17 protein-coding genes and 1 tRNA gene are annotated in these 19,961 nt (G+C 58.3%); 9 read left to right on the forward strand and 9 right to left on the reverse strand.

Annotated elements, in window-relative coordinates; translation table 11 throughout:
• Nucleotides 1–9 precede the first annotated feature (9 nt).
• Together KP699_RS10520 and KP699_RS10525 are read right to left on the reverse strand one after the other, a co-directional pair.
• Nucleotides 10–1,296 carry an allantoate amidohydrolase gene (locus KP699_RS10520; protein WP_215762572.1) on the reverse strand — a complete coding sequence of 429 codons (1,287 nt, stop codon included), beginning with the start codon at nucleotides 1,294–1,296 and terminating at the stop codon, nucleotides 10–12.
• 126 nt (nucleotides 1,297–1,422) lie between these two features.
• Nucleotides 1,423–2,118 (reverse strand): GntR family transcriptional regulator, encoded by a 696-nt coding sequence (locus KP699_RS10525; protein ID WP_077931573.1) that lies wholly within the window; start codon nucleotides 2,116–2,118, stop codon nucleotides 1,423–1,425.
• 336 nt (nucleotides 2,119–2,454) lie between these two features.
• On the opposite strand from KP699_RS10525, the gene pgm reads away from it, so the two are divergent.
• Complete coding sequence (pgm, locus tag KP699_RS10530; RefSeq protein WP_215762573.1) at nucleotides 2,455–4,101, forward strand: phosphoglucomutase (alpha-D-glucose-1,6-bisphosphate-dependent); 1,647 nt, start codon at nucleotides 2,455–2,457, stop codon at nucleotides 4,099–4,101.
• A 163-nt stretch (nucleotides 4,102–4,264) separates the two neighbouring features.
• Here pgm and KP699_RS10535 read toward each other — a convergent pair whose 3' ends face one another.
• The 5 genes from KP699_RS10535 to KP699_RS10555 form a co-directional block, all read right to left on the reverse strand.
• A complete protein-coding gene (locus KP699_RS10535; RefSeq protein WP_215762574.1) occupies nucleotides 4,265–5,236 on the reverse strand; it encodes a S41 family peptidase in 972 nt (323 codons plus the stop codon).
• 57 nt (nucleotides 5,237–5,293) lie between these two features.
• Entirely contained in the window at nucleotides 5,294–5,608 is a 315-nt protein-coding gene (locus KP699_RS10540) for a hypothetical protein (RefSeq protein ID WP_215762575.1), read from the reverse strand.
• A gap of 173 nt (nucleotides 5,609–5,781) precedes the next feature.
• Entirely contained in the window at nucleotides 5,782–9,165 is a 3,384-nt protein-coding gene (locus tag KP699_RS16455) for an autotransporter domain-containing protein (protein ID WP_252346958.1), read from the reverse strand.
• 223 nt (nucleotides 9,166–9,388) lie between these two features.
• Nucleotides 9,389–10,252: a neutral zinc metallopeptidase gene (locus tag KP699_RS10550; RefSeq protein ID WP_215762576.1), complete on the reverse strand. Its 864-nt coding sequence runs from the start codon at nucleotides 10,250–10,252 to the stop codon at nucleotides 9,389–9,391.
• A 100-nt stretch (nucleotides 10,253–10,352) separates the two neighbouring features.
• Complete coding sequence (locus tag KP699_RS10555; RefSeq protein ID WP_215762577.1) at nucleotides 10,353–11,138, reverse strand: ImuA family protein; 786 nt, start codon at nucleotides 11,136–11,138, stop codon at nucleotides 10,353–10,355.
• Nucleotides 11,139–11,350: 212 nt separating this feature from the next.
• Between KP699_RS10555 and KP699_RS10560 the strand changes: the two genes are divergently transcribed.
• Both KP699_RS10560 and KP699_RS10565 read left to right on the forward strand, forming a co-directional pair.
• Nucleotides 11,351–11,812: a DUF2946 family protein gene (locus tag KP699_RS10560; RefSeq protein WP_252346959.1), complete on the forward strand. Its 462-nt coding sequence runs from the start codon at nucleotides 11,351–11,353 to the stop codon at nucleotides 11,810–11,812.
• An 88-nt stretch (nucleotides 11,813–11,900) separates the two neighbouring features.
• Complete coding sequence (locus tag KP699_RS10565) at nucleotides 11,901–14,096, forward strand: TonB-dependent siderophore receptor (RefSeq protein ID WP_215762578.1); 2,196 nt, start codon at nucleotides 11,901–11,903, stop codon at nucleotides 14,094–14,096.
• A 177-nt stretch (nucleotides 14,097–14,273) separates the two neighbouring features.
• On the opposite strand, the gene KP699_RS10570 is transcribed toward KP699_RS10565, so the two are convergent.
• A tRNA-Gln gene (locus KP699_RS10570) sits at nucleotides 14,274–14,347 on the reverse strand.
• 189 nt (nucleotides 14,348–14,536) lie between these two features.
• Here KP699_RS10570 and KP699_RS10575 point away from each other — a divergent pair.
• Nucleotides 14,537–15,667 carry a Ppx/GppA phosphatase family protein gene (locus KP699_RS10575; RefSeq protein WP_215762579.1) on the forward strand — a complete coding sequence of 377 codons (1,131 nt, stop codon included), beginning with the start codon at nucleotides 14,537–14,539 and terminating at the stop codon, nucleotides 15,665–15,667.
• Nucleotides 15,664–16,464: an RlmE family RNA methyltransferase gene (locus KP699_RS10580; protein ID WP_215762580.1), complete on the forward strand. Its 801-nt coding sequence runs from the start codon at nucleotides 15,664–15,666 to the stop codon at nucleotides 16,462–16,464. The genes KP699_RS10575 and KP699_RS10580 overlap by 4 nt, the downstream gene beginning before the upstream one ends.
• Before the next feature lie 42 nt (nucleotides 16,465–16,506).
• Here KP699_RS10580 and KP699_RS10585 read toward each other — a convergent pair whose 3' ends face one another.
• Nucleotides 16,507–17,403, reverse strand: a complete 897-nt coding sequence (locus tag KP699_RS10585; RefSeq protein ID WP_215762581.1) for an ROK family protein — start codon at nucleotides 17,401–17,403, stop codon at nucleotides 16,507–16,509.
• A gap of 112 nt (nucleotides 17,404–17,515) precedes the next feature.
• On the opposite strand from KP699_RS10585, the gene KP699_RS10590 reads away from it, so the two are divergent.
• The 4 genes from KP699_RS10590 to KP699_RS10605 all read left to right on the forward strand — a co-directional run.
• The gene (locus KP699_RS10590) at nucleotides 17,516–17,758 is read left to right on the forward strand and encodes a sulfurtransferase TusA family protein (protein WP_025826595.1); all 243 of its coding nucleotides are present in this window, start codon (nucleotides 17,516–17,518) and stop codon (nucleotides 17,756–17,758) included.
• A 77-nt stretch (nucleotides 17,759–17,835) separates the two neighbouring features.
• Nucleotides 17,836–18,090, forward strand: coding sequence for an exodeoxyribonuclease VII small subunit (locus KP699_RS10595; RefSeq protein WP_025826593.1), 255 nt, complete (start codon nucleotides 17,836–17,838; stop codon nucleotides 18,088–18,090).
• A gap of 7 nt (nucleotides 18,091–18,097) precedes the next feature.
• On the forward strand, nucleotides 18,098–19,036 hold the full coding sequence (locus KP699_RS10600) for a polyprenyl synthetase family protein (protein ID WP_215762582.1): 939 nt from the start codon (nucleotides 18,098–18,100) through the stop codon (nucleotides 19,034–19,036).
• A 5-nt stretch (nucleotides 19,037–19,041) separates the two neighbouring features.
• Nucleotides 19,042–19,961, forward strand: a 920-nt coding sequence (locus KP699_RS10605; protein WP_305828570.1) for a 1-deoxy-D-xylulose-5-phosphate synthase N-terminal domain-containing protein, incomplete at its 3' end; no start/stop codon positions are given.

Genomic DNA, 19,961 nt, shown 5'->3' on the forward strand with positions numbered 1-19,961 from the left:
TTGCTTGCTTTACGGACAGCGTCCGGCAAAATCTTCAATAAAGCGGGTCATGACCTGAAAGGCCTGATCAACATCCGCCGGGTCCACAGCCTCTGCCGGATTGTGGCTAATGCCACCTTCACAGCGGATAAACAGCATGCAGACTGGTGCCAGTGCGGCAATCACCATCGCATCATGCCCGGCCCCGCTCACCATTCTGCGGGGTTCCGCGCCGGTTACAGTCCGTGCGGCTTCACCCAGCAGGTCCGTCAGAGCGGCATCACACGGCGTAGCAGGCAGATCCTGCTGTAAGCTCATGTCCAGCGTCACTTTGCGCCGCGCTGCCAGCGCTTCCAGTGCTTTACGGATCTCTTCTGCTGCGGCATTGCGCACGGCGGCCTCTCCGGCCCGCACATCAATGCTGAACACAACAGAGCCCGGCACCACATTGGGCACACCGGGAGCCACCGTAAGCTGACCGACCGTTGCCACCAGATCAGATGGTCCGGACTGCGCAATTGTCTCAATCGCCAGAATAGCCTCAGCCGCTGCCGCCAATGCATCCTGCCGCAAGGTCATGGGCATGGTGCCCGCATGGCCTGCCACACCCTGAAGATGCACCCGGAAACGATACTGCGCGGCAATGGCCGTCACCACGCCCACAGCGCGGTTTTCGGCCTCCAGCACCGGACCCTGCTCAATGTGCGCTTCCAGATAAGCAAGGATTTCGTCAGGTCTGCGCGCCGCGTCTGGCATCTGCTCCAGCGCCAGACCTTCTCCGGCCAGTGCGGCCTGCAAGGACAGACCTGCTGCATCCTGCATGCCAGTTGGCGGCTCCCCGAGCAGACCAGCCACAGCACGGGACGTCAGCATAGAGACCGGAAAGCGCGACCCTTCCTCATCCCCAAACCCGATCACCTCCAGCGCGAAGGGAAAACGCCTGCCCTGAGCAGCATAATGCGCCACAAGCTCCACGCCCAGCAGAACCCCCAACATGCCATCATACCGCCCGGCATCCCGCACGCTATCAATATGGGAACCAATCAGCAGGGCGGGAGCGCCAGGCGCCAGACCTTCATACCGCCCGATCAGATTCCCGGCCGCATCAATCCGGGTCTGCATGCCCGCTGCCTGCATCCATTCGGCAATCTGTGTGCTGGTGGCACGATAGGCGGCACTAAGATACGGACGAAACAACTGGTCCGGCTCTTCAGAAAACGGGGCCTGTCCCAGCACATCACAGCGCGTCACGGCACGCACGCCACCGGGCACAGAGGCTGACAGGCCAGCACTATCCGAACAGTCTGAAGGCATCATTAAAAGCCGCTCCTGCCTGCGTCACCACAGGTCGTTGCAATACAAATACAATCTTGCATACAAGAAAAAGGTCTTGCAACCCCCCTTCTGGCCTCTGCCGTGATGCGCGCGCGCTGATCGCGCTTTTTAGTCGGGGTGACTGAGGGCTGCTTTCAGGTTTTTCAGCCGGCTGCGGACGTGCCGCTCATTCAGCGCGTTCTCAACATGCCGCAAATGTGTGTCCATCAGACGCGCGGCTTCCGGCACATCACCTGCTTCCAGCGCATCAATAATCAGTTCATGCTCGGCGCTGGATTCACAGGCATCATGAGAAGACTGATACAGGGCCGCAATCAGCACCGTCCGCGTTGTCAGATCCTGCAACAGCGCGGCCAGAACCGGGCTGCCCAGCGTTTCCGCAAGACAGACATGGAAATGCCCCAGCAGATAGCTCCGCTCCGCTCTATCATTCTTCTCAATAGCGGCCTGTTCGGCCTGAACATGAGCACGGAGTGCCTGAATGGTGGGGGCATCCACCTTCCCCAGCGTGACCAGCATACCCACTTCCAGCGCCCGGCGGGCATCCAGCGTATGCCGGGCCTCCTCCTCCGTGGGTTCAATCACAAACCAGCCACGCCGGGAGGAAACCTGCACAATGCCCCGTGCCTGCAGGCGCATCATGGCCTCACGCACCAGCGTGCGGGAAACCCCGAAAATCTCTGCCAGATCTTTCTCGCCCAGCCGCTCTCCGGGGGCAATCCGCCCGCACAGCGCCGCATAAACAATTCGGTCCTCAATCCGGGCAGACGGTGAGTCGATTTCGGGGCTGGGCGTCAGAGGCATGCGGGATGTGTCCGTTATCATCGCTCAAGGCATCGTCCAGCTTACCAGACGCTTCTTCTTATACATAATGCCGTGAGCGGAGGAGACAGCATTCTGTTTTTTACGGCCGCTATCCCGCCAGCAAGGCATATCGGGTCCTTTTCTCTGCTCTTTCGGTCCTCCGGGACAGTCTTTTTTGTCAGACGAGGACGCATTTCAGCATGTTTTTTTAGTCTTACATTCTGCTGAAACACCCCGTCCGCTCTGGACATCGCTCCACACACAGGGTTTCCTCCTGACAGAAAGCGTATTGGCAGACCGTTGATACCCTCAAGATCGACAAGGATTTCTGAAGCGATGGCCTCACTCAGCCCGTTAGCTGGCAAGACACTTGATCCGTCCCGGCTTACTGATATTCCAGCTCTGATTGCCGCTTATTACGACCGCAAGCCTGATGTTTCCATCCCCGCGCAGCGCGTCTCCTTTGGCACATCCGGGCATCGCGGCTCTTCCTTTCATACCAGCTTTAACGAAGGCCATATTCTGGCAATCTGTGAGGCCATCTGCCGCCACCGCAAGGCAGAAGGCATTGATGGACCGCTGTTTATTGGTATAGACACCCACGCTCTGTCCGGCCCGGCCCAGCGTTCTGCCATTGAAGTTTTTGCAGCCCACGGGCTGGATGTGCGGATTGATGAGCATGAGGGCTTTACGCCCACGCCCGTGATCTCCCACGCTATTCTGGTCTATAATAAAGGCCGCACCACGGGGCTGGCGGATGGTGTTGTGATCACCCCCTCCCACAACCCGCCGTCAGATGGCGGTTTTAAATATAACCCGCCCAATGGCGGCCCGGCAGATACCGCCATTACAAAAGCCATTCAGGACATGGCAAACGGCTTTCTGGCCGACGGCCTGAAGGCCGTAAAGCGCCTGCCCTATGACGAAGCCCGCAAAGCGGCCTGCATCAAGGGGTATGACTATATCACCCCCTATGTGGCCGATCTGGACTCTGTGATCGACATGAAGGCCATCCGGGATGCAGGCGTTAAAATCGGCATCGACCCGCTGGGGGGGGCCGCGGTGCGTTACTGGAAGCCCATTATTGAACAGTATGGCCTGAACGCTACGGTGGTGAATGAGGCCGTTGATCCGACCTTCTCTTTCATGACTGCCGACTGGGATGGCCAGATCCGGATGGACTGCTCCTCCCCTTACGCCATGCAGAGCCTGATTGGCATGGCGGACCAGTTTGACGTAGCCTTCGCGAATGACACTGACGCCGACCGCCACGGCATTGTGGCCAAACCGGACGGCCTTCTGAACCCCAACCATTATCTTGCCGTTGCCATTTCCTACCTGTTCCGCAACCGGCCGGACTGGAGCCCGGAACTGGGCGTGGGCAAAACGCTGGTCAGCAGCGGGCTGATTGACCGGGTTGCCAAAGACCTTGGCCGCAAGCTGGTTGAAGTGCCGGTTGGCCTGAAATGGTTTGTACCGGGCCTGATGGACGGGTCACTTGGCTTTGGCGGTGAGGAAAGTGCCGGAGCCACCTTCCTGCGACGTGATGGCACCGTCTGGACCACGGATAAGGATGGCATCATTCTGGGCCTGCTGGCGGCTGAAATTACGGCAAAAACCGGCAAAAACCCAAGCGTGCACTATCATGAACTCAGCGCCCGTCTGGGCACGCCGTTCTATGCGCGGATTGATGCGCCCGCCAATGCGGAACAGAAAGCCAAACTGAGCAAGCTCTCCCCGGAACAGTTCCCGCTGGAAACACTTGCGGGTGACAAGATCATCAGCAAACTGACCCGCGCTCCGGGCAACGATGCCCCGATTGGCGGCCTGAAAGTTGTGACGGAAAACGGCTGGTTTGCCGCCCGCCCCTCTGGCACGGAAGATGTTTACAAAATCTACGCTGAAAGCTTTAAAAGCGAGGAACACCTGCACGCGATCCAGACGGAAGCGCAGGAAGCTATCTCCAAAGTTTTTGCAGCCTGAAAAAGAGGCCTGCTTTCCTCTGCCCTGAGATAAGGCAGGCCCTTTCCTGACCGGTTTTTACAGCATAGGGCGCAGCAATTTTTCCACATGCTGCGCCCTATACTATTTTCCGGCAAACGCCTCCCCGCGGCCAATGCGGCCCTTAATGGTCAGGAAGCGTTTTTTAAAACCCCAAAGCATGGATAGCGGCCTCAAGAGCGGCATCTTTACCGGAACGAACGTCTTCTGGAGCCGGATAGACCTCAACGTCAGGTCTGACGCCTTTCCCCTCGAGATGGCTCCCGTCCAGCATCTCAATGTCCTCTACAGCAACTTCAGCCACACCACCGTCCGGTAAAGGAAAGAAACCTGCACCTAAAACCGCGCCACCGGTAGGTCTGCCGACCAGAAGGGCCTTGCCAGCATGCTGCAAGACCCAGGGCACGACTTCAGCAGCGCTTTTTGAGGCTGGGCCAATGAGGACAACAATTTTTCCAGTATATCGATGTGTCCAGTAATCCGCCCGCACCATCTTGGGGCCAGAAGACCGCTTTTCACGATACAGTTCTGCCCCTCTGGGCATGATCTGATTGAGAAGCAGCGCAGGCTTACCCCCGGCATTAAACCGGAGATCAATAATAACACCACGCTGATCCGCAGCGCGGAACGCCGCCGCAACTTTATTGGTCTCCAGCGCATCGAATTTATCAAAACGAATGTAAAGTGGACCATCCGGCAGTCGACGACTTTCAAACAAAGACTGCGGCGCATGACAGGTCGAGCGGAATGTAATCGTCAGAGACGGTGGCGATATTTTGTGCTCTTGCCTGATATTATCGCGAGAAGCAGGCACAGTCGCTCCTTCTCCCGTTACGCCAAAATCATGCTGCTGCACTGAGTTCAGAGGGCGCACAGTTATCGTATTCTTCAAAGAGTTCCCATCGTGCTGAACGGAATAAACCTGCACGGGCCAGCCGGGCACGACGCCTGCCTGCGCAGCAGGAGACTCTGGCGTAACTTCAGCAACCATCAGAAAGCGTCCGGTTTTACGCTGGATGGATGTAAGTGTTACTCCCCCCGCATCAAACTCACACTCAGGAGTTGTTTCAGTCTTTCCGTTCCGGGGTGACGCAACAACCGGAGCGGAAGCGGGCATCGTAAAACCCATATGTGATGCGGGAAATGCCATGGCGAGTGGGACTAAGACATCCCATTACAGATGAAAATCGTCTTCTGCCTGCTCTGCCCTGACACGGGATTGCGACCGTAATAACGGCCAGTTTAGCCCGGTAAAGCTGTGATCATAATACTGCGCTTCAATAATCCGGGTTGCCGCATCAAAAATTGCCACTCTGCGGGCTGGCCCTTTTAACGTAAGAAAGAGGGCCGCCTGCTGCTGAGCGGCCTGATTGCGCGGCGCAACCACACTAAAGAAATAACCGACAACAATAGAAAGCAGTATAATAAAAAGAGCGGCGCAAGCGCTTATAAAACGAAACATCACTCTAAATACTTTATTTTTTATCATAATGCCGCCTCACATGACTTTCATCTTCCGCACCATCGAACGTTTTATCCCGGCCTCCGCTTCAGGTTATGCGCCACCAAAACACCTGAGATGTATGACAGAGTAAAAAAATACCCCCGAAATGCTTCGGGGGTATCGTCGTGTTTATATTTTTACTGATCACAGGCGAAAAACTAGAAAATCCAGGAAACAGAGCCTTTCAGGCCGCTTTCTGAGTAATGGACGCCATACTGGCCGGTATAAGAGATGCCGACACGCAGACGATGCGTCACCTCAGCCTGAACGCCGACTTTTACCAGCGCAGCATCCTGCACCAGCGGCACACCGCCGACCTCAAAGTCAGAACTACCGGAAATCAGGGCTTCACGCGTTGTGGGCGTAAGCGCACCGAAGGCATGGCGGTAACCAACCGTCATACCGGGGATCAGCACGGCTTTGCCAACCTGCATGCGGGATGCCAGACGTGTGCCGAAGGTTGCGTATGTCACGCCGGTATCCTGCCCGTGGCCATACAGGCTGGCAGCTCCACCATGCTCACGGTAGGATTTGGTCTGCTGGTTGATGTAGGCCACATCCCCAAACGGCTCTGCCGTCACACGCCCCAGATCAAACCGGTAACCCAGATCACCAAAGGCCTGCGCTGTGCCGCCGTTATAATCGCTGTTCTGCCGATCATAAAATCCGGGAAATGCCACGGTGCGGCGTGTGGAGAGCATATTCCACGTATACGTCGCCCCCATCCGCAGGCCCAGACGTTTCCAGTGTGTGCTGGCATACCCACCCAGTGTGACGTTATCGCTGCGCCCGGAGGCTGCGCGACCAGACGTGGAGAAGCTGGAATGGCCATACCCGACCAGACCACCCACATGCCAGCCCTGAATGGCAGACGTATCCGCCCCCATGACAAAGCCGCCGGTGGAATTGCTCATTCCCGCAGCGTTGTCGGTGTGGCCGTTCCGGCTCCAGCTTCCATAAGCCTGCATCCACAATGTCTGCCCGGCATCGGCATGGCACTGGCTCCCTTCCTGCACACGGCCATGCACGGCAGTTTTAGCCGTGCCGCTCTGCGCACCCGGCAGGCAGTCCGCCGCGCGCATGCGGTCAATGGCAACATCGCGGATTTCATAAGCATCCTGAATCAGCGCGGTGCGGGCCGAAGCGTGAATCTCGCCAGACAGCGCATTAAACGCGCCACGAGCACCGGAGAAATCCAGAGAAGTCACCGGACGGCTGACGTCAGACGTCGGCGCAAGACCGTCCAGTGCCGTAGCAACGCTCTGTTCATTACGGGTCTGGGCCGCATCCGCAAATACGGTATTGCTGCGGGCAATTTCCAGCGCCACCAGATCAGGCTGGTAAGAAACACCGGTCGTCAGGAACGGGTAAAGTGCGGTATCGCCACTCAGATTGCTGACAACCTTGCCAAACTGACCCTGCACGCCATCCGTCGCCGTCAGGATGGTATAGTGCTGCCCGAGGGAGGGTGCGGGCGTGTTGGCAGACGCCATCGCCATAACCGTGCCACCCTGCAAAACAGCCTGACCGTTGACCGTGATCGTGCTGGCTGCCGTATCCCCCACGCGCACAAGATAGGTGGACGCCTGCCCCAGTGTGAGCGTGCGGTCCACCGTCATGGTATCCGGTGTCACGCTGTCCGCGCGACCAGGCGAGACATATCCGTTCTCGACGGACAGACCTCCTGCAAACGCCCCGGTGCCGGTCACAAATCCTGTTGAATTGACGGCGCCTGTCGTGACGCCATCATTTTCAAAATGCCCGGCATTTTCAACCTGCGTTTTTTCCAGACGCCCCGTCAGAATCAGTTCMCCCGCCTGCGCAATGCCGGTTTTGCCTGTGTATGCACTGGTTCCGGTTAATGTTTCCTGCCCGGAGGCAATAATCAGGCCCCCATGGGTCCGCGTATCCACCTCTGAGGGCAACGGGACGGACAGCGAAAACGGGGCCGACAGGAACGCTGGAACAGCATCCGGGAGTGTTGTCCCGGTGGCATAATAGTTTCCAAGAGACCCGCTAAATGTTCCGGAAGCCTGAGAAAGCACCAGCGTATTATCCCCCAGCACCACCTGCCCGCTTCCAGCCAGAGAGCGAATGCTCTGCCCGCCATCAGACCGCGTGATATCCAGCGTGCCATCCACCCGCACCACGGAGGACTGCGCAATGCTGCCGGGGCCACCAACCCCCATCCAGCTTTTCTGGCTGAGAGTGGTTGCGCCGGTATAGGTGTTCGTGCCTGTCAGATACGCAACACTCCCCGTCTCAAGCGTGAGGCCATTTGTGCCGGAGACAACACCCGCCAGCCCGACTGGCCCCATATCCTGCGTAATCGTCAGACCGTTGGTGAAGTTGGATGCCGTCACATAAAAAGGCGTATAGCCCGTAACGGCCCGCTCCAGATCATACATGACAGCATTATGCTGGAAGAAGGAGAGGCCATAGAGGGCATAGTTATCATACGTATAGGGGTTGCTCCCTACCGTGAGCTGATTGCTCTGGTCTCCGCCGCTCCCGTCGCCCGTAGTAATGCTGACAGGCTGCGCGCCCGCCACCTGCCCTGTTACGGTCAGTGTCTGGCCGGGATTGACGTCGGAGTCATAACCGTCACTGCCGGTCAGCCCTGCCGCCGTTGCCTGCTGCTGGAGGCTGGGGCTACCCAGAATAATGCTCGGCGTACCGGAATCCAGCAATGTCGGCATCGGGCCGGTGCTCAGACTATGGTTCAGGGTATAATTAAACAGCACATCAAACTGATGTCCGGCATTCGCACCCGAAAGCGGGAAGCTGCCGATCACACCGCGCCAGGGGATCTGTGTAAAAAACTGCGCTCGCAGCGCGGGCGTGAGGTCCATAATCAGGCAGGCCTGCCCGCAGTCTCCGGGGGCTGTGGGCGTGCCGTTGGACTCAACAATATAGCCGGTCTTGGTCAACTGGCCCGGAACGCCGCCATTATCGCCCGGAAAAACAAAATCCCCGGCCCCGACAATCCCGTAAAAATGCCCTTCATCCGGCGCTTTACCCTGATCCAGCGCCTGCTGCCACCCCAGATCCTGATAATATGTCTGCCCCGGCAAAAGGCCCGGGGTGTTGTCCGGAATCTGCTGGCCGGGGTCACCGCTCAGCCTGTCCGGTGTGGCAATAGACGCCTGAATCAGGGCAACACCGAGCCCCGCTGACGTATCATACGTCGCGACGGATTTGCCGGTAGCGCTATTATAAAACTGCACGTTTGAGACTGTTGTATCGGATTGCAGATACCCATAGGTGCCATCCCCATACATATAACCGTAAGGGGAGCTGATTGCGGTGCCCGCCTGAGTAGGAAACCAGGCAGGTCCGTTCTGGCTGCTGCTCATACCCACAGCGATATTGAAGGAATCTGACCCGGTATCGAACAGATATTCTTCCGGCTGAGCGTTATTCACCCCAACTTTGATGCCAAGCCGCCCGAAAGAATATCCGTCCTCATTTTCAGTAATAATATCCAGCGGAATTTCTGCGGCTCTGGCCTGATGTTCGTAACAGGCAAAAACGCAACTCATTAAAAATAACCGGCAGGACACCACACGAAATGACTGCATCAGAACTCTCGGCCACAGGATTGGTTTAAAACATTACCTGACCGTTATAATGTGTCTGAATTGACAAAAAAGATCTTTTTAGGAAATTCGTTATAAAACCGTCATGATGTTGTAAAAAAGCCTCACACCAGACTCTTCCTGCTGGAAAGCCTGATGGAATAGCAGGATTTTGTGAGATCTTTTTTTAGAGAGCCGGTGCGTTAAACGTGTCACACTGCCGGATATCACCCGTTTGCAACCCACGGCTGAACCAGTTGACGCGCTGGGCCGATGTGCCGTGCGTAAAGCTGTCTGGCACGACATAGCCCTGCCCCTGCTTCTCAAGACGATCATCCCCCACAGCGGAGGCCGCGTTCAGGCCTTCCTGCACATCGCCTGATTGCAGAATACTGCGCGCGTCATTCGCCCGCTTTGCCCATACCCCGGCAAAACAGTCTGCCTGAAGCTCGGTGCGGACAGACGCTCCTGTCGCACCGCGCTCACTCATGCCGCCCCCCTGCCTGTCGAGCCGTTCCATAATCCCCAGTTCGTTCTGCACATGATGCCCGACCTCATGCGCCACGACGTACGCCCGCGCGAAGTCCCCTCCGGCCCCCAGACGGTTCTTCAGCTCCTGAAAGAAAGCGAGATCCAGATAAACTTTATGGTCAGCAGGGCAGTAGAACGGGCCAACAGACGTCTGCGCGTATCCGCAGGCAGACTGCGTTCCGCCGGTAAACAGCACCAGACGCGGCTGATGATAGGTACGGCCCATCTGCTGGAAATAAGATGTCCAGACGTCCTCAGTTGAGGCGAGAATACGGGCGATAAACTGCTTTTGCGGGTCCGGGCCCTGCGCAGGCTGCTGGGCCACAACCGTTGTCTGACTACCAGACGATGCACTGCCTTCCAAAAGGCTGAAGACAATTTTCGGGTCTACCCCAAAATACAAAGCACCTAGCGCCAGAAGAATTCCGCCAATACCAACCTTCAGCGGGCCGCGCCCGCCTCCGCCACTTCCGCGCTCATCATCAATATTCGTGCTTTCCCGTTCATCATCCAGACGCATGGTTTTTCCTTTTTATGCCTGCGGTTCTGATCATGCGGTGTTTCTTACCACAAATCAGCAGCAGGCACGGCAAGAAGAACTGATGCGCCGTGCAGGACAATCAGGCGCGCAAGGCGCTCCGCCACCATGAACGCCGTGTTGTCTCGCGACGATCATTGTGAGACGCATATTGGGGCGTAACGGAAAAGGGATGCGTTTCATACCGGGCGGGGTCAACAACCCATCCGGCAACACCCCCGTGATGGTGGCTGAGCATTTCAATGGACCACCGCTCTTCCGCCTTATATGGCCCGGCTGCCGTATTATCGCGGAGGCTGAAAGTGGTGCTTGGGGCAATTTTCCAGCGCGTCGCACTCAGGCAACGGGACGCTCCGCTCCCCAGAAAAGTGGACCGATAGAGCAGGAATCCGGTCGCGCCCCGCTCATGCGCGGCCAGTTGCAGGCGACGCGTTGCATTCAGGTCTGGCGCGGCGCGGCTGTCAGCCACCACAGCAGCCACCCCCGGCTCCCGCAGAACAGCTTCACACAACTCCACAAAGGACGCCTGCGTGGCTGTCACACAGATCAGCCTTCCGGGGTTCAGGCCAGCCTGTTCAACGCCTGCCACGCACAGATCAAGGTGCTCCTCCCCAATCCAGATAACAGCGCCTGTTGTGCGTGCCAGCACCGACGCCACGAAACGCGAGGGCTTGGCGGAAACCTGCCTGTCACTGCCGGCTCCAAAAAACTCGTGCACTGTGCCTTTTTCCAGCCCCCCGCCAAGACGGGCATCAATTTCCGCAACGCCCGTGGAAAGTCGCTGCGCCACGGATCTGGGAGGCTCGCTCCCCATCCGCGCAATACGGTCCCGCAGCAAATCCAGTGTATCCGAGTGTGATGACGCCATGAGTGCAGTCCTCCTGTTCCGGTTTTTATAATAAGAACAAAACAAGAACACAAGGATTTTTTAAGCACACGCTCTCCCGCCCGAACCATCCCATACCGCACCTATACCCCACCGGGGTTCAGGAAAGAGCCTGAGTATGATTATACTCTTTACAACTGCCTCCGGGTGCTTTCTTTAGGGGCATTCCCCGAATGGAGGCGGACTCTCTCATCATGCGCCGTTCAGACACACACACCCGGATACTGGCGGCCCTGTGCCGCTGGCTGATGGTGTGCTGCGTTCTGCTAGGCCTTGGCGGGCAGCTTCTTCTGCAAAGCAACGCCCTGCCGGATGAAGCACCGCGCGTGACGTTCGAAAGGCTGACGGGTCTGCATATCGGGCCGGAACAGTCACCACCTATGTCCCAGCACATGCACATGCATATGGCTACCGGACACAACCACACCATGATGCATGCCGGTGCGCCGCACCCATCCGGACACCATCATGACGGGTCCTGCCCGCTCTGCCCCCTGCTGCATCTTCCGGCTTTTATCTTCAGTGTCGCGTTCCTCGCGGCCCTGATTCTGATTGCGTGGTCCCAGACAGCCTACGGGGTTCTGCTGCCGCGTGCGCCGCCGCTCCGCGCCCTCGCCCTCCGGCCACCCCCGACAGGGCCGCCCGCTTTCCTCTGAAAACGATACGCGCTGACACATAACCCTCCAGACATACCGGGAGGCGAAGGGTGTCGGCTGTTTCCGTTTCAAGGAAAGTTTCAGCACAATGTCCCATCTTTTTACAAGGCACGTCCTGCGCGCCCGCCTGCTTGCAGGCTGCTGTGCGCTGGCCTGCACCGTCTCTCTTTCTTCTTTGGCAGATGCACAGAGCAGCCTGCCGGCAACACCGGTATCCGCACAGTCTCTGGCCCCGCCTCTGTCCCCAACCGCTTCTGCGGACACGACAGAACAAAACACTCCCGGCTCTACTGAGCAGATTACCGTCAACGGAACGCGGCATCCGGTTTCAACCAGCCCCGATACAGCCAGCCTGTTCCGGCAAAGTCTGGGCTACAGCGCCTATTCCGGCGGGGGTGTTTCCTCCCTCCCCGTGCTCAACGGCATGGCGGATGAACGTGTCGCAACGTTTGTGGATGGCATGCGCATCCCCTCCGCCTGCCCCAACCACATGAACCCGGCCATGTCCTATATTGACCCGGACGCCGTTTCCTCCGCCGTTGCCATTGCTGGCATTACCTCTGTCAGTCAGGGGGGAGACAGCACGGGGGGCACGCTGGAGGTCAACCGGAAAGACCCAGTTTTTTCCAGCACGGCCAGACTGCTCGTCACCGGGCATGTCCGTGGAGATTACCGTAGCAATGGCGGCGGATCAGGCGCGTCCGGCTCCGTCACCGCCGCCAATGACTGGCTGAGCCTGCGCTATACCGGCTCCTACAGCCACGCCAGTGATTACCATACAGGTGGTAAAGGGCAGCGCGTTCTGTCCACCAGCTACCTCAGCTTTAATCACGCGGTCACGCTGGGAGTAAAAAAAGATAATCATCTGCTCGCCATCACCGCCGGGCAGCAGGACATTCCGTATGAGGGCTTCCCGAACCAGTATATGGACATGACCAACAACCGCTCCACGTTTGTAAACGGTAAATATAAAGGCGATTTCAACTGGGGCACGCTGGAGGCGCGTGGCTTCTGGCAGCGGGTCAGCCACGTCATGAACATGCTGGCGGACAAAGGGGGCCATACGGCCACAACCGGCATGCCGATGAATACAGACACCCGCACCGCCGGATACTCCATCAAGGCGACCATTCCGCTTGGCCATAAGCATATGCTCGGGCTTGGCAGCTCCTTTGACCATAACGGCCTGAACGACTGGTGGCCGCCGCTCCAGGGCAGCATGATGATGGGGCCGGATACCTTCCATAATATCAATCAGGGGCACAGAGACCGGCTCGGCCATTATATTGAATGGAAAGCCCAGTGGCTGCCGCGCTTTGCCACAGAGCTGGGGCTGCGGAATGATCTGGTGATGATGAATACCGGCCCGGTCGCCCCGTATTCATGGACCGGCATGATGAATATGGCGGACGCCATGGCCGCGCGGCGCTTTAACGCAGCCTCCCGCGGCCGGACGGATACCAATTTTGACGTCACGGCGATTGGCCGGTGGACACCGCTGGACAGCCTGACGATTGAAGGAGGCTACGCCCGTAAAAGCCGCGCCCCAAGCCTGTATGAACGCTACGCCTGGGGCGAAGGCGCCATGAGTTCCACCATGATTGGCTGGTTTGGTGACGGAAATGGCTATGTGGGCAACCTCAACCTGAAATCGGAAATTGCCAACACCCTCAGCACCACCCTGACATGGCATGACCCGGTTCATCATAACTGGGAACTTAAGATACAGCCCTACTACACCTACACACATGACTATATAAATGTGATCCGGATTGGGGCGCTCTCAAACGGGCTTTCCAAGCTCCAGTTCGTCAATCACAATGCCCGGAGTTACGGCATTAACAGCTCAGGCTTCCTCAAACTCTGGGACAGTCCGGCGTTCGGGATGGGTGAGCTGAAAGCCAGCCTGAACTGGGTACGGGGGCAGGATCTGGTTACCCATTCCGGCCTGTACCATCAGATGCCGGCCAATGGCCTTATCAGCCTGCATGAAACCTATGGAAACTGGACAGGGCGCGTAGAGGTCACCCTCGTTAAAGCCAAGACCACAGTGGACTGGCTGCGTAATGAACCCCGCACTCCCGGTTATGCTCTTCTGGGGCTTGGGGGGAGTTATCGCTGGCGGATGCTGACACTTGATGCCAGCATTGAGAACGTGATGAACCAGAGATACGATCTGCCTCTTGGCGGGCTGTCTCTGGGAGATTACCGCGCGACCGGGGTTCTCAGCCCCCTTGCTGGCCTCGGGCGTTCCTTCAACCTGAGCCTGACCGCGACATTCTGAACGCGGATCATGCCCTGCCTTGCGGTAAGTCCGACGGGATATCGCAAGGCAGGGCAAACGAGGCCCCGCCAATCTGGACAGCACCCACCACCACACACCACGCAAAAGGTATCATGCGCGTTATTGACACAGGAGATCCTGCACCCAATATGTAAATTTTAGCTTTTTGGGGAAAATTGGCTGGGAGACCTGGATTCGAACCAGGGCTGACCGGGTCAGAGCCGGTAGTTCTACCGCTAAACTATCTCCCAGCAAGGAGAACCGGGAGGCTTAAAAGGCCGCCTCCGCTGCGGTGACGCCTTCCTAGCACCGTGAATTAGGCCGTGCAAGTGCCTAAACGAAAAGAAATGTCGGTTTGTCACATAATTGTCTTGCTCCTTTGGCCGCCCTCCCCAAAAATAGCGTCAACATGAGTCAACCTCTAACTAAGGACCGGACAGATGGATCGTATTCCCCCCTGGGCCGGCCGCCCGGACAGACCAGCTTATCCTTCTCTCTACCCCCGTAACTCTGAAGATGAGCTGTTTGCGGCGCTCGACCTGGGAACAAACAACTGCCGCCTGATGGTTGCCGCGCAGACTGCCGGTGGCTTCCGCGTGATTGACAGCTACAGCCGTATGGTGCGTCTGGGTGAAGGCCTGCACCACACAGGCCGGCTGGGTGAACCTGCTATGGAACGCACACTGGACGCCTTGCGCGCCTGTGCAGACCGTGTCGGGCGCAGGCCCATCAAGGATATCCGGGCTGTTGCAACGGAAGCCTGCCGCCGGGCAGCCAATGGTTCGGACTTCATCAATCGTGTCCGCACGGAAACCGGCTTTAATATCAGCATCATCTCCGCGCGGGAGGAAGCCTCTCTGGCCGTGGAAAGCTGTGCCAATCTGGTGCATAATCCGCGCTTCGGACCGGTGCGCAACCGCGCGCTGCTATTTGATATCGGCGGCGGCTCGACGGAAATTGCATGGGTGCGGGTCGATGCGCCCCGCCAGACGCATGAACTGATTGGCTATCTCAGCCTGCCCGTTGGGGTTATCACGCTGTCCGAGCAGTTTGGCAGCATCGGCCGGGATGATCCGTCCCGCTATCAGCAGATGGTGGCCTACACAAAAGCGGCCTTGCAGGATTTTGAGAGCGTGCATCGCATTGGCCCGGAAATCCGCCGCCAGCAGACCCGCTTTATTGGCACCAGCGGCACCGTCACCACGCTGGCCAGTATGGTCCTTAACCTGCCCCGTTATGTGCGGGCGGCTGTAGATGGCTCTCAGCTTCCTGCCAGCAGTGCGCGCAAGGCCGTACGGACATTGCAGGAAATGGGCCATGCAGGCATAGAACAGCATCCGTGCATCGGGCCGGATCGTGCCCCCTTTGTTTTACCGGGATGCGCCATTTTTGAGGCTATTCACGAAACATGGCCGGTGGAAGATATCATTGTAGCCGACCGTGGCCTGCGTGACGGGATGGTTCTGCGGATGATCCGCAAGACAGGATCAGCCGCCAGACGCTTCCATAAAACGCACATGATCAACGGCCCCATCCCTTTTCTGCACCCTATTCAAGCAACAGGTTCATGAGCGACAAAAAATCCGGACCTCCCCGGAAAGCAACTTCTCTTCGCGTTCCGGGGCGGGCCCGCACCAGCAGCGCCACCCCCGGCGCAAGCCATTCTCTGGATGACTCGTCTGCCGCGCGTACCATGCGCACCAAATCCGTCAGCCTCCGCACAGCGCGGGGGCGGACAACCGCCCAGCAACGCTGGCTGGCCCGCCAGTTGAATGACCCATATGTGCAGGCCGCCCATAAACAGGGCTGGCGGTCCCGGGCGGCCTTTAAACTGATTGAACTGGATGATCGCTTTCACCTGATCCAGCCGGGCATGCGCGTGGTGGATCTGGGTGCGGCGCCGGGCGGCTGGACGCAGGTTATCGTCAAGCGCGGCGCGAATCGCGTTGTAGGTGTGGACCTTCTGCCCGTGGACCCTGTGGCTGGCGCGGAAATTATTGAAGGGGATTTTACGGACCCGGACATGCCGGACCGGCTGATCAGCCTGCTGGACGGCAAGGCGGATCTGGTACTGTCTGACATGGCCCCCAACACAACAGGCCACGCCCCGACGGACCATATGCGCATTATCGGGCTTGCCGAAGAAGCCCTGCATTTTGCTTTTGAAATTCTGGCGGAAGGCGGCGGCTTCGTCGCCAAGGTGTTTCAGGGCGGGTCAGAAAAAGCCATGCTGGAAACCATGAAGCAGGCCTTTTCAGAAGTCCGGCATGCCAAACCCCCTGCAAGCCGCAAAGATTCAAGTGAACTCTATGTCGTGGCCACAGGCTTCCGTCCTGAACGCCTCAGAGAGGCTCAGGCCACCGCCTGAGCCTTACTGGTCGAAAGTCACAGGCGGCTCAATGCCCGTCTGTTATTTTCCCCACAACCACGCGGCTCCACGCACACCGGAACTGTCACCATGCTGATTTTTCAGCAATTCGGTGCGGCATTCCGGCGTGATGGCATATTTTTTCATAACATCCGGCACGCGGGAATAAAGCGTCTTCAGGTTGGAAACGCCGCCGCCAAGCACAATCGCGTCCGGGTCCACCATATTGATCACCAGAGCGCAGGCCCGGCCCAGACGGTCCACATACGTATCCAGCGCATGAATGGCTGCGGCATCCCCTGCGGCCGCGGCTTCTTCAATGCCGTCCGCACAGCGCTGCCCGTCCCCTTTCCATGAGGCCGCCAGCGCCGGGCCACACAGGAATCGTTCCAGACAGCCCTCATTCCCGCAGAAACATTTGGGCATAGGGAATTCTTCGGCGCGCACCCAGGGAAGCGGAATATGCCCCCACTCCCCGGCAATGTGATGCAGGCCCGTGACCGGCTCACCATTAATAATGAAGCCGCCACCAACGCCAGACCCAAGAATGACCCCAAACACAATCTTGCGCCCCGCAGCAGCCCCATCAACCGCTTCGGACAGCGCAAAACAGTTGGCGTCATTTTCCACTTTCACGGGACAGCCAAGCACCTGCTCAAGATCCTTGCCGAAGGTCTGACCATTCAGCCATGTGGCATTTGCATTCTTGACCCGCATGCTGCGTGAATCAATCGCGCCGGGAATACCAACACCGACAGTGGCATCGCGGGACGTGCGGGCGCGCCCTTCCTCAACCAGATCCCGCAGCGTCAGCAGCAGAGCATCGTAGGTACCGGGATTTGCAACACGATGCCGCAGGAGAATTTCTCCTTTAGAATCAAGGGCTGCTATTTCGAGTTTGGTTCCACCAACATCGATTCCTAGGCGATAATCTGACATACAGCGACCTTACGTCTTCTTCCGGCAAGCGTTTCATGTGCCATGCGGCATGGGATAAAATGGTAAACTATGCAATCACACACATTCCTCTCTCTATACAAGGCTCTGTGTCATGAATGAGGCTGTTCTTGATGCACGGGGGCTGGGCTGCCCTCTTCCGGTTTTAAAGGCCAACCGCCTGCTGCGTGGCATGCAGGCGGGTGAAAAGCTCCGCGTTCTGGCAACAGACCGCGCCTCCATTGTCGATTTTCAGGTCTTCTGCCGGGAAACAGGGCATGCTCTGGTGGCATTTGCAGATGAAAATGGCTCCCTGTCCTTCACCATCCGGCGTCGTGCGGATATACCCTCACCGTGAGGGCGGTATGTTTTATTGGCCATTCTGCCCCGCAAGGCTTGGCAGACGCACGCTTATCGGAGTAATGCCTGCCCCTCATGACGGATAGGAAGACCTGCGCCATGGCGGATAACATCAACTCACTGTCGTTTGAGGACGCGCTCTCCGAACTGGAGAAGATTGTACGCGGCCTTGAAGGCGGCCAGCTCAAGCTGGAAGAGGCCATTGCATCCTACGAGCGCGGGGCAGCCTTACGCCAGCATTGTGAAACCAAGCTGAGCGAGGCCGAGGCCCGCGTTCAGGCGATCGTGCAACGGTCTGACGGATCGTTGACCATGAAACCTATGGATTGAGACGTCGATGACTGACCCGACAACCATCGCCCCTTCCCAGACGCAGTCCTCAGCCAATGGTCCGCTGCTCAAGCAGGCCATGGCGGCCCGCGCCAAAGTGATTGAAGGCACGATCGACCAGCTTCTGCCCCCCACCACCGGGGGTGACGCACGTCTGGTTGACGCCATGCGCTACGCAACACTGGGGGGTGGCAAGCGCCTGCGCGGCTATCTGGCCATGGCAACTGCCAGCCTGTTTGATGTGCCGGACTGCCAGTCCGCCCGCGTTGCGGCATCTGTTGAAATGCTCCACGCCTATTCTCTGGTGCATGATGATCTGCCCGCCATGGATGATGATGATCTGCGCCGCGGTCAGCCCTCAACCCATCGCAAGTTTGATGAAGCCACGGCCATTCTGGCCGGTGATGCACTTCAGACCAAAGCGTTCGAGATTCTGGCAGAAGCCGAAACGCATGAAAATGCCGTCGTACGCATCGCCCTGATTACGGCTTTTGCGCAGGCCTCCGGCGCGGCTGGCATGGTCGGTGGTCAGATGATCGACATGGAAGGTGAAGGGCGCGCCCTGCCGCTGGAAGAAGTACGCCATTTGCATGCCCTCAAAACAGGCTGCCTGATCCGCTATTCAGCAGAAGCTGGTGCCATCCTCGGGCAGGCCAAACCGGAACTTCAGCAGCGTCTGCGCTCTTACGGCGCCAATATCGGCGCAGCCTTCCAGATTGCGGATGATGTGCTGGACGCTACCGCCACAGCGGAAGAGCTGGGTAAGACGGCTGGCAAGGATGAAGCCTCCGGCAAATCTACCTATGTTGCCCTTCTGGGCATTGATGGCGCACGCGCCGAAGCTGATCGTATGGCCAAAAGCGCCATTGAAGATCTGGCTCCGTTTGGAGCACAGGCAGACCGCCTGAGAGATCTCGCTTATTACGTGATTGAACGCAGGAACTGAGAACGATGCCGGACAAGACCCAGATTCCCACCCTTGGCCGTTTTCCTGCGCTGGACCGGGTGAGCACCCCGTCTGACATGCGGAACCTTTCGGTTGAGCAACTCAAACAGGTTGCGGATGAACTGCGGGCCGAAACCATTGACGCCGTGTCCACCACCGGCGGCCATCTGGGCGCCTCTCTGGGCGTTGTGGAACTGACCGTCGCCCTCCATGCCGTGTTCGACACCCCGGCTGACAAGGTGATCTGGGATGTGGGCCATCAGGCCTATCCGCACAAGATCCTCACCGGCCGCCGTGACCGGATCCGCACCCTGCGCCAGCCGGGTGGGCTGTCCGGCTTCACCCGCCGGTCCGAGAGTGAGTATGACCCGTTCGGCGCGGCGCACTCCTCCACCTCCATCTCCGCCGGTCTGGGCATGGCCGTGGCGCACCGCCTGCGCGCGGAGGAAGACCCCTCCTACCACGAACGCAGCGTGATCGCCGTGATCGGCGATGGCTCCATTTCCGCCGGGATGGCGTATGAGGCCATGAACAACGCCGCCGTGGCTGGGCCCGGCGCGGAACGTCTGATCGTCATTCTCAACGATAACGAGATGTCCATCGCCCCGCCTGTGGGCGCGATGTCCAACTATCTCTCCCGCCTGATGTCCTCCCGCAAGTTCATGGGCCTGCGCGAACTGGCCGGAAAAGTCGTCAAAAAGCTCCCGGCTCCAGTGGAACGCACCGCCCGCAAGGCGGATGAATATGCCCGCGGCATGATTACCGGCGGCACGCTGTTTGAAGAGCTGGGCTTTTACTATGTCGGCCCCGTGGACGGGCATGACCTGCCGCAGCTCGTCGCGATCCTGCGCAACCTGCGCGATACGGATAACGGCCCCATCCTGCTGCATGTGATGACCAAGAAGGGCCACGGCTATAACCCGGC

This window comes from Acetobacter sp. P1H12_c (assembly GCF_018811975.1).
Taxonomy (GTDB): Bacteria; Pseudomonadota; Alphaproteobacteria; order Acetobacterales; family Acetobacteraceae; genus Acetobacter; species Acetobacter persici.

Coding starts and splice junctions, on each gene's coding strand:
- KP699_RS10520 (WP_215762572.1), bottom strand. CDS start 1,296: ATGATGCCTTCAGACTGTTCGGATAGTGCTGGCCTGTCAGCCTCTGTG.
- KP699_RS10525 (WP_077931573.1), bottom strand. CDS start 2,118: ATGCCTCTGACGCCCAGCCCCGAAATCGACTCACCGTCTGCCCGGATT.
- pgm (WP_215762573.1), top strand. CDS start 2,455: ATGGCCTCACTCAGCCCGTTAGCTGGCAAGACACTTGATCCGTCCCGG.
- KP699_RS10535 (WP_215762574.1), bottom strand. CDS start 5,236: ATGCCCGCTTCCGCTCCGGTTGTTGCGTCACCCCGGAACGGAAAGACT.
- KP699_RS10540 (WP_215762575.1), bottom strand. CDS start 5,608: ATGATAAAAAATAAAGTATTTAGAGTGATGTTTCGTTTTATAAGCGCT.
- KP699_RS10550 (WP_215762576.1), bottom strand. CDS start 10,252: ATGCGTCTGGATGATGAACGGGAAAGCACGAATATTGATGATGAGCGC.
- KP699_RS10555 (WP_215762577.1), bottom strand. CDS start 11,138: ATGGCGTCATCACACTCGGATACACTGGATTTGCTGCGGGACCGTATT.
- KP699_RS10560 (WP_252346959.1), top strand. CDS start 11,351: ATGCGCCGTTCAGACACACACACCCGGATACTGGCGGCCCTGTGCCGC.
- KP699_RS10565 (WP_215762578.1), top strand. CDS start 11,901: ATGTCCCATCTTTTTACAAGGCACGTCCTGCGCGCCCGCCTGCTTGCA.
- KP699_RS10575 (WP_215762579.1), top strand. CDS start 14,537: ATGGATCGTATTCCCCCCTGGGCCGGCCGCCCGGACAGACCAGCTTAT.
- KP699_RS10580 (WP_215762580.1), top strand. CDS start 15,664: ATGAGCGACAAAAAATCCGGACCTCCCCGGAAAGCAACTTCTCTTCGC.
- KP699_RS10585 (WP_215762581.1), bottom strand. CDS start 17,403: ATGTCAGATTATCGCCTAGGAATCGATGTTGGTGGAACCAAACTCGAA.
- KP699_RS10590 (WP_025826595.1), top strand. CDS start 17,516: ATGAATGAGGCTGTTCTTGATGCACGGGGGCTGGGCTGCCCTCTTCCG.
- KP699_RS10595 (WP_025826593.1), top strand. CDS start 17,836: ATGACGGATAGGAAGACCTGCGCCATGGCGGATAACATCAACTCACTG.
- KP699_RS10600 (WP_215762582.1), top strand. CDS start 18,098: ATGACTGACCCGACAACCATCGCCCCTTCCCAGACGCAGTCCTCAGCC.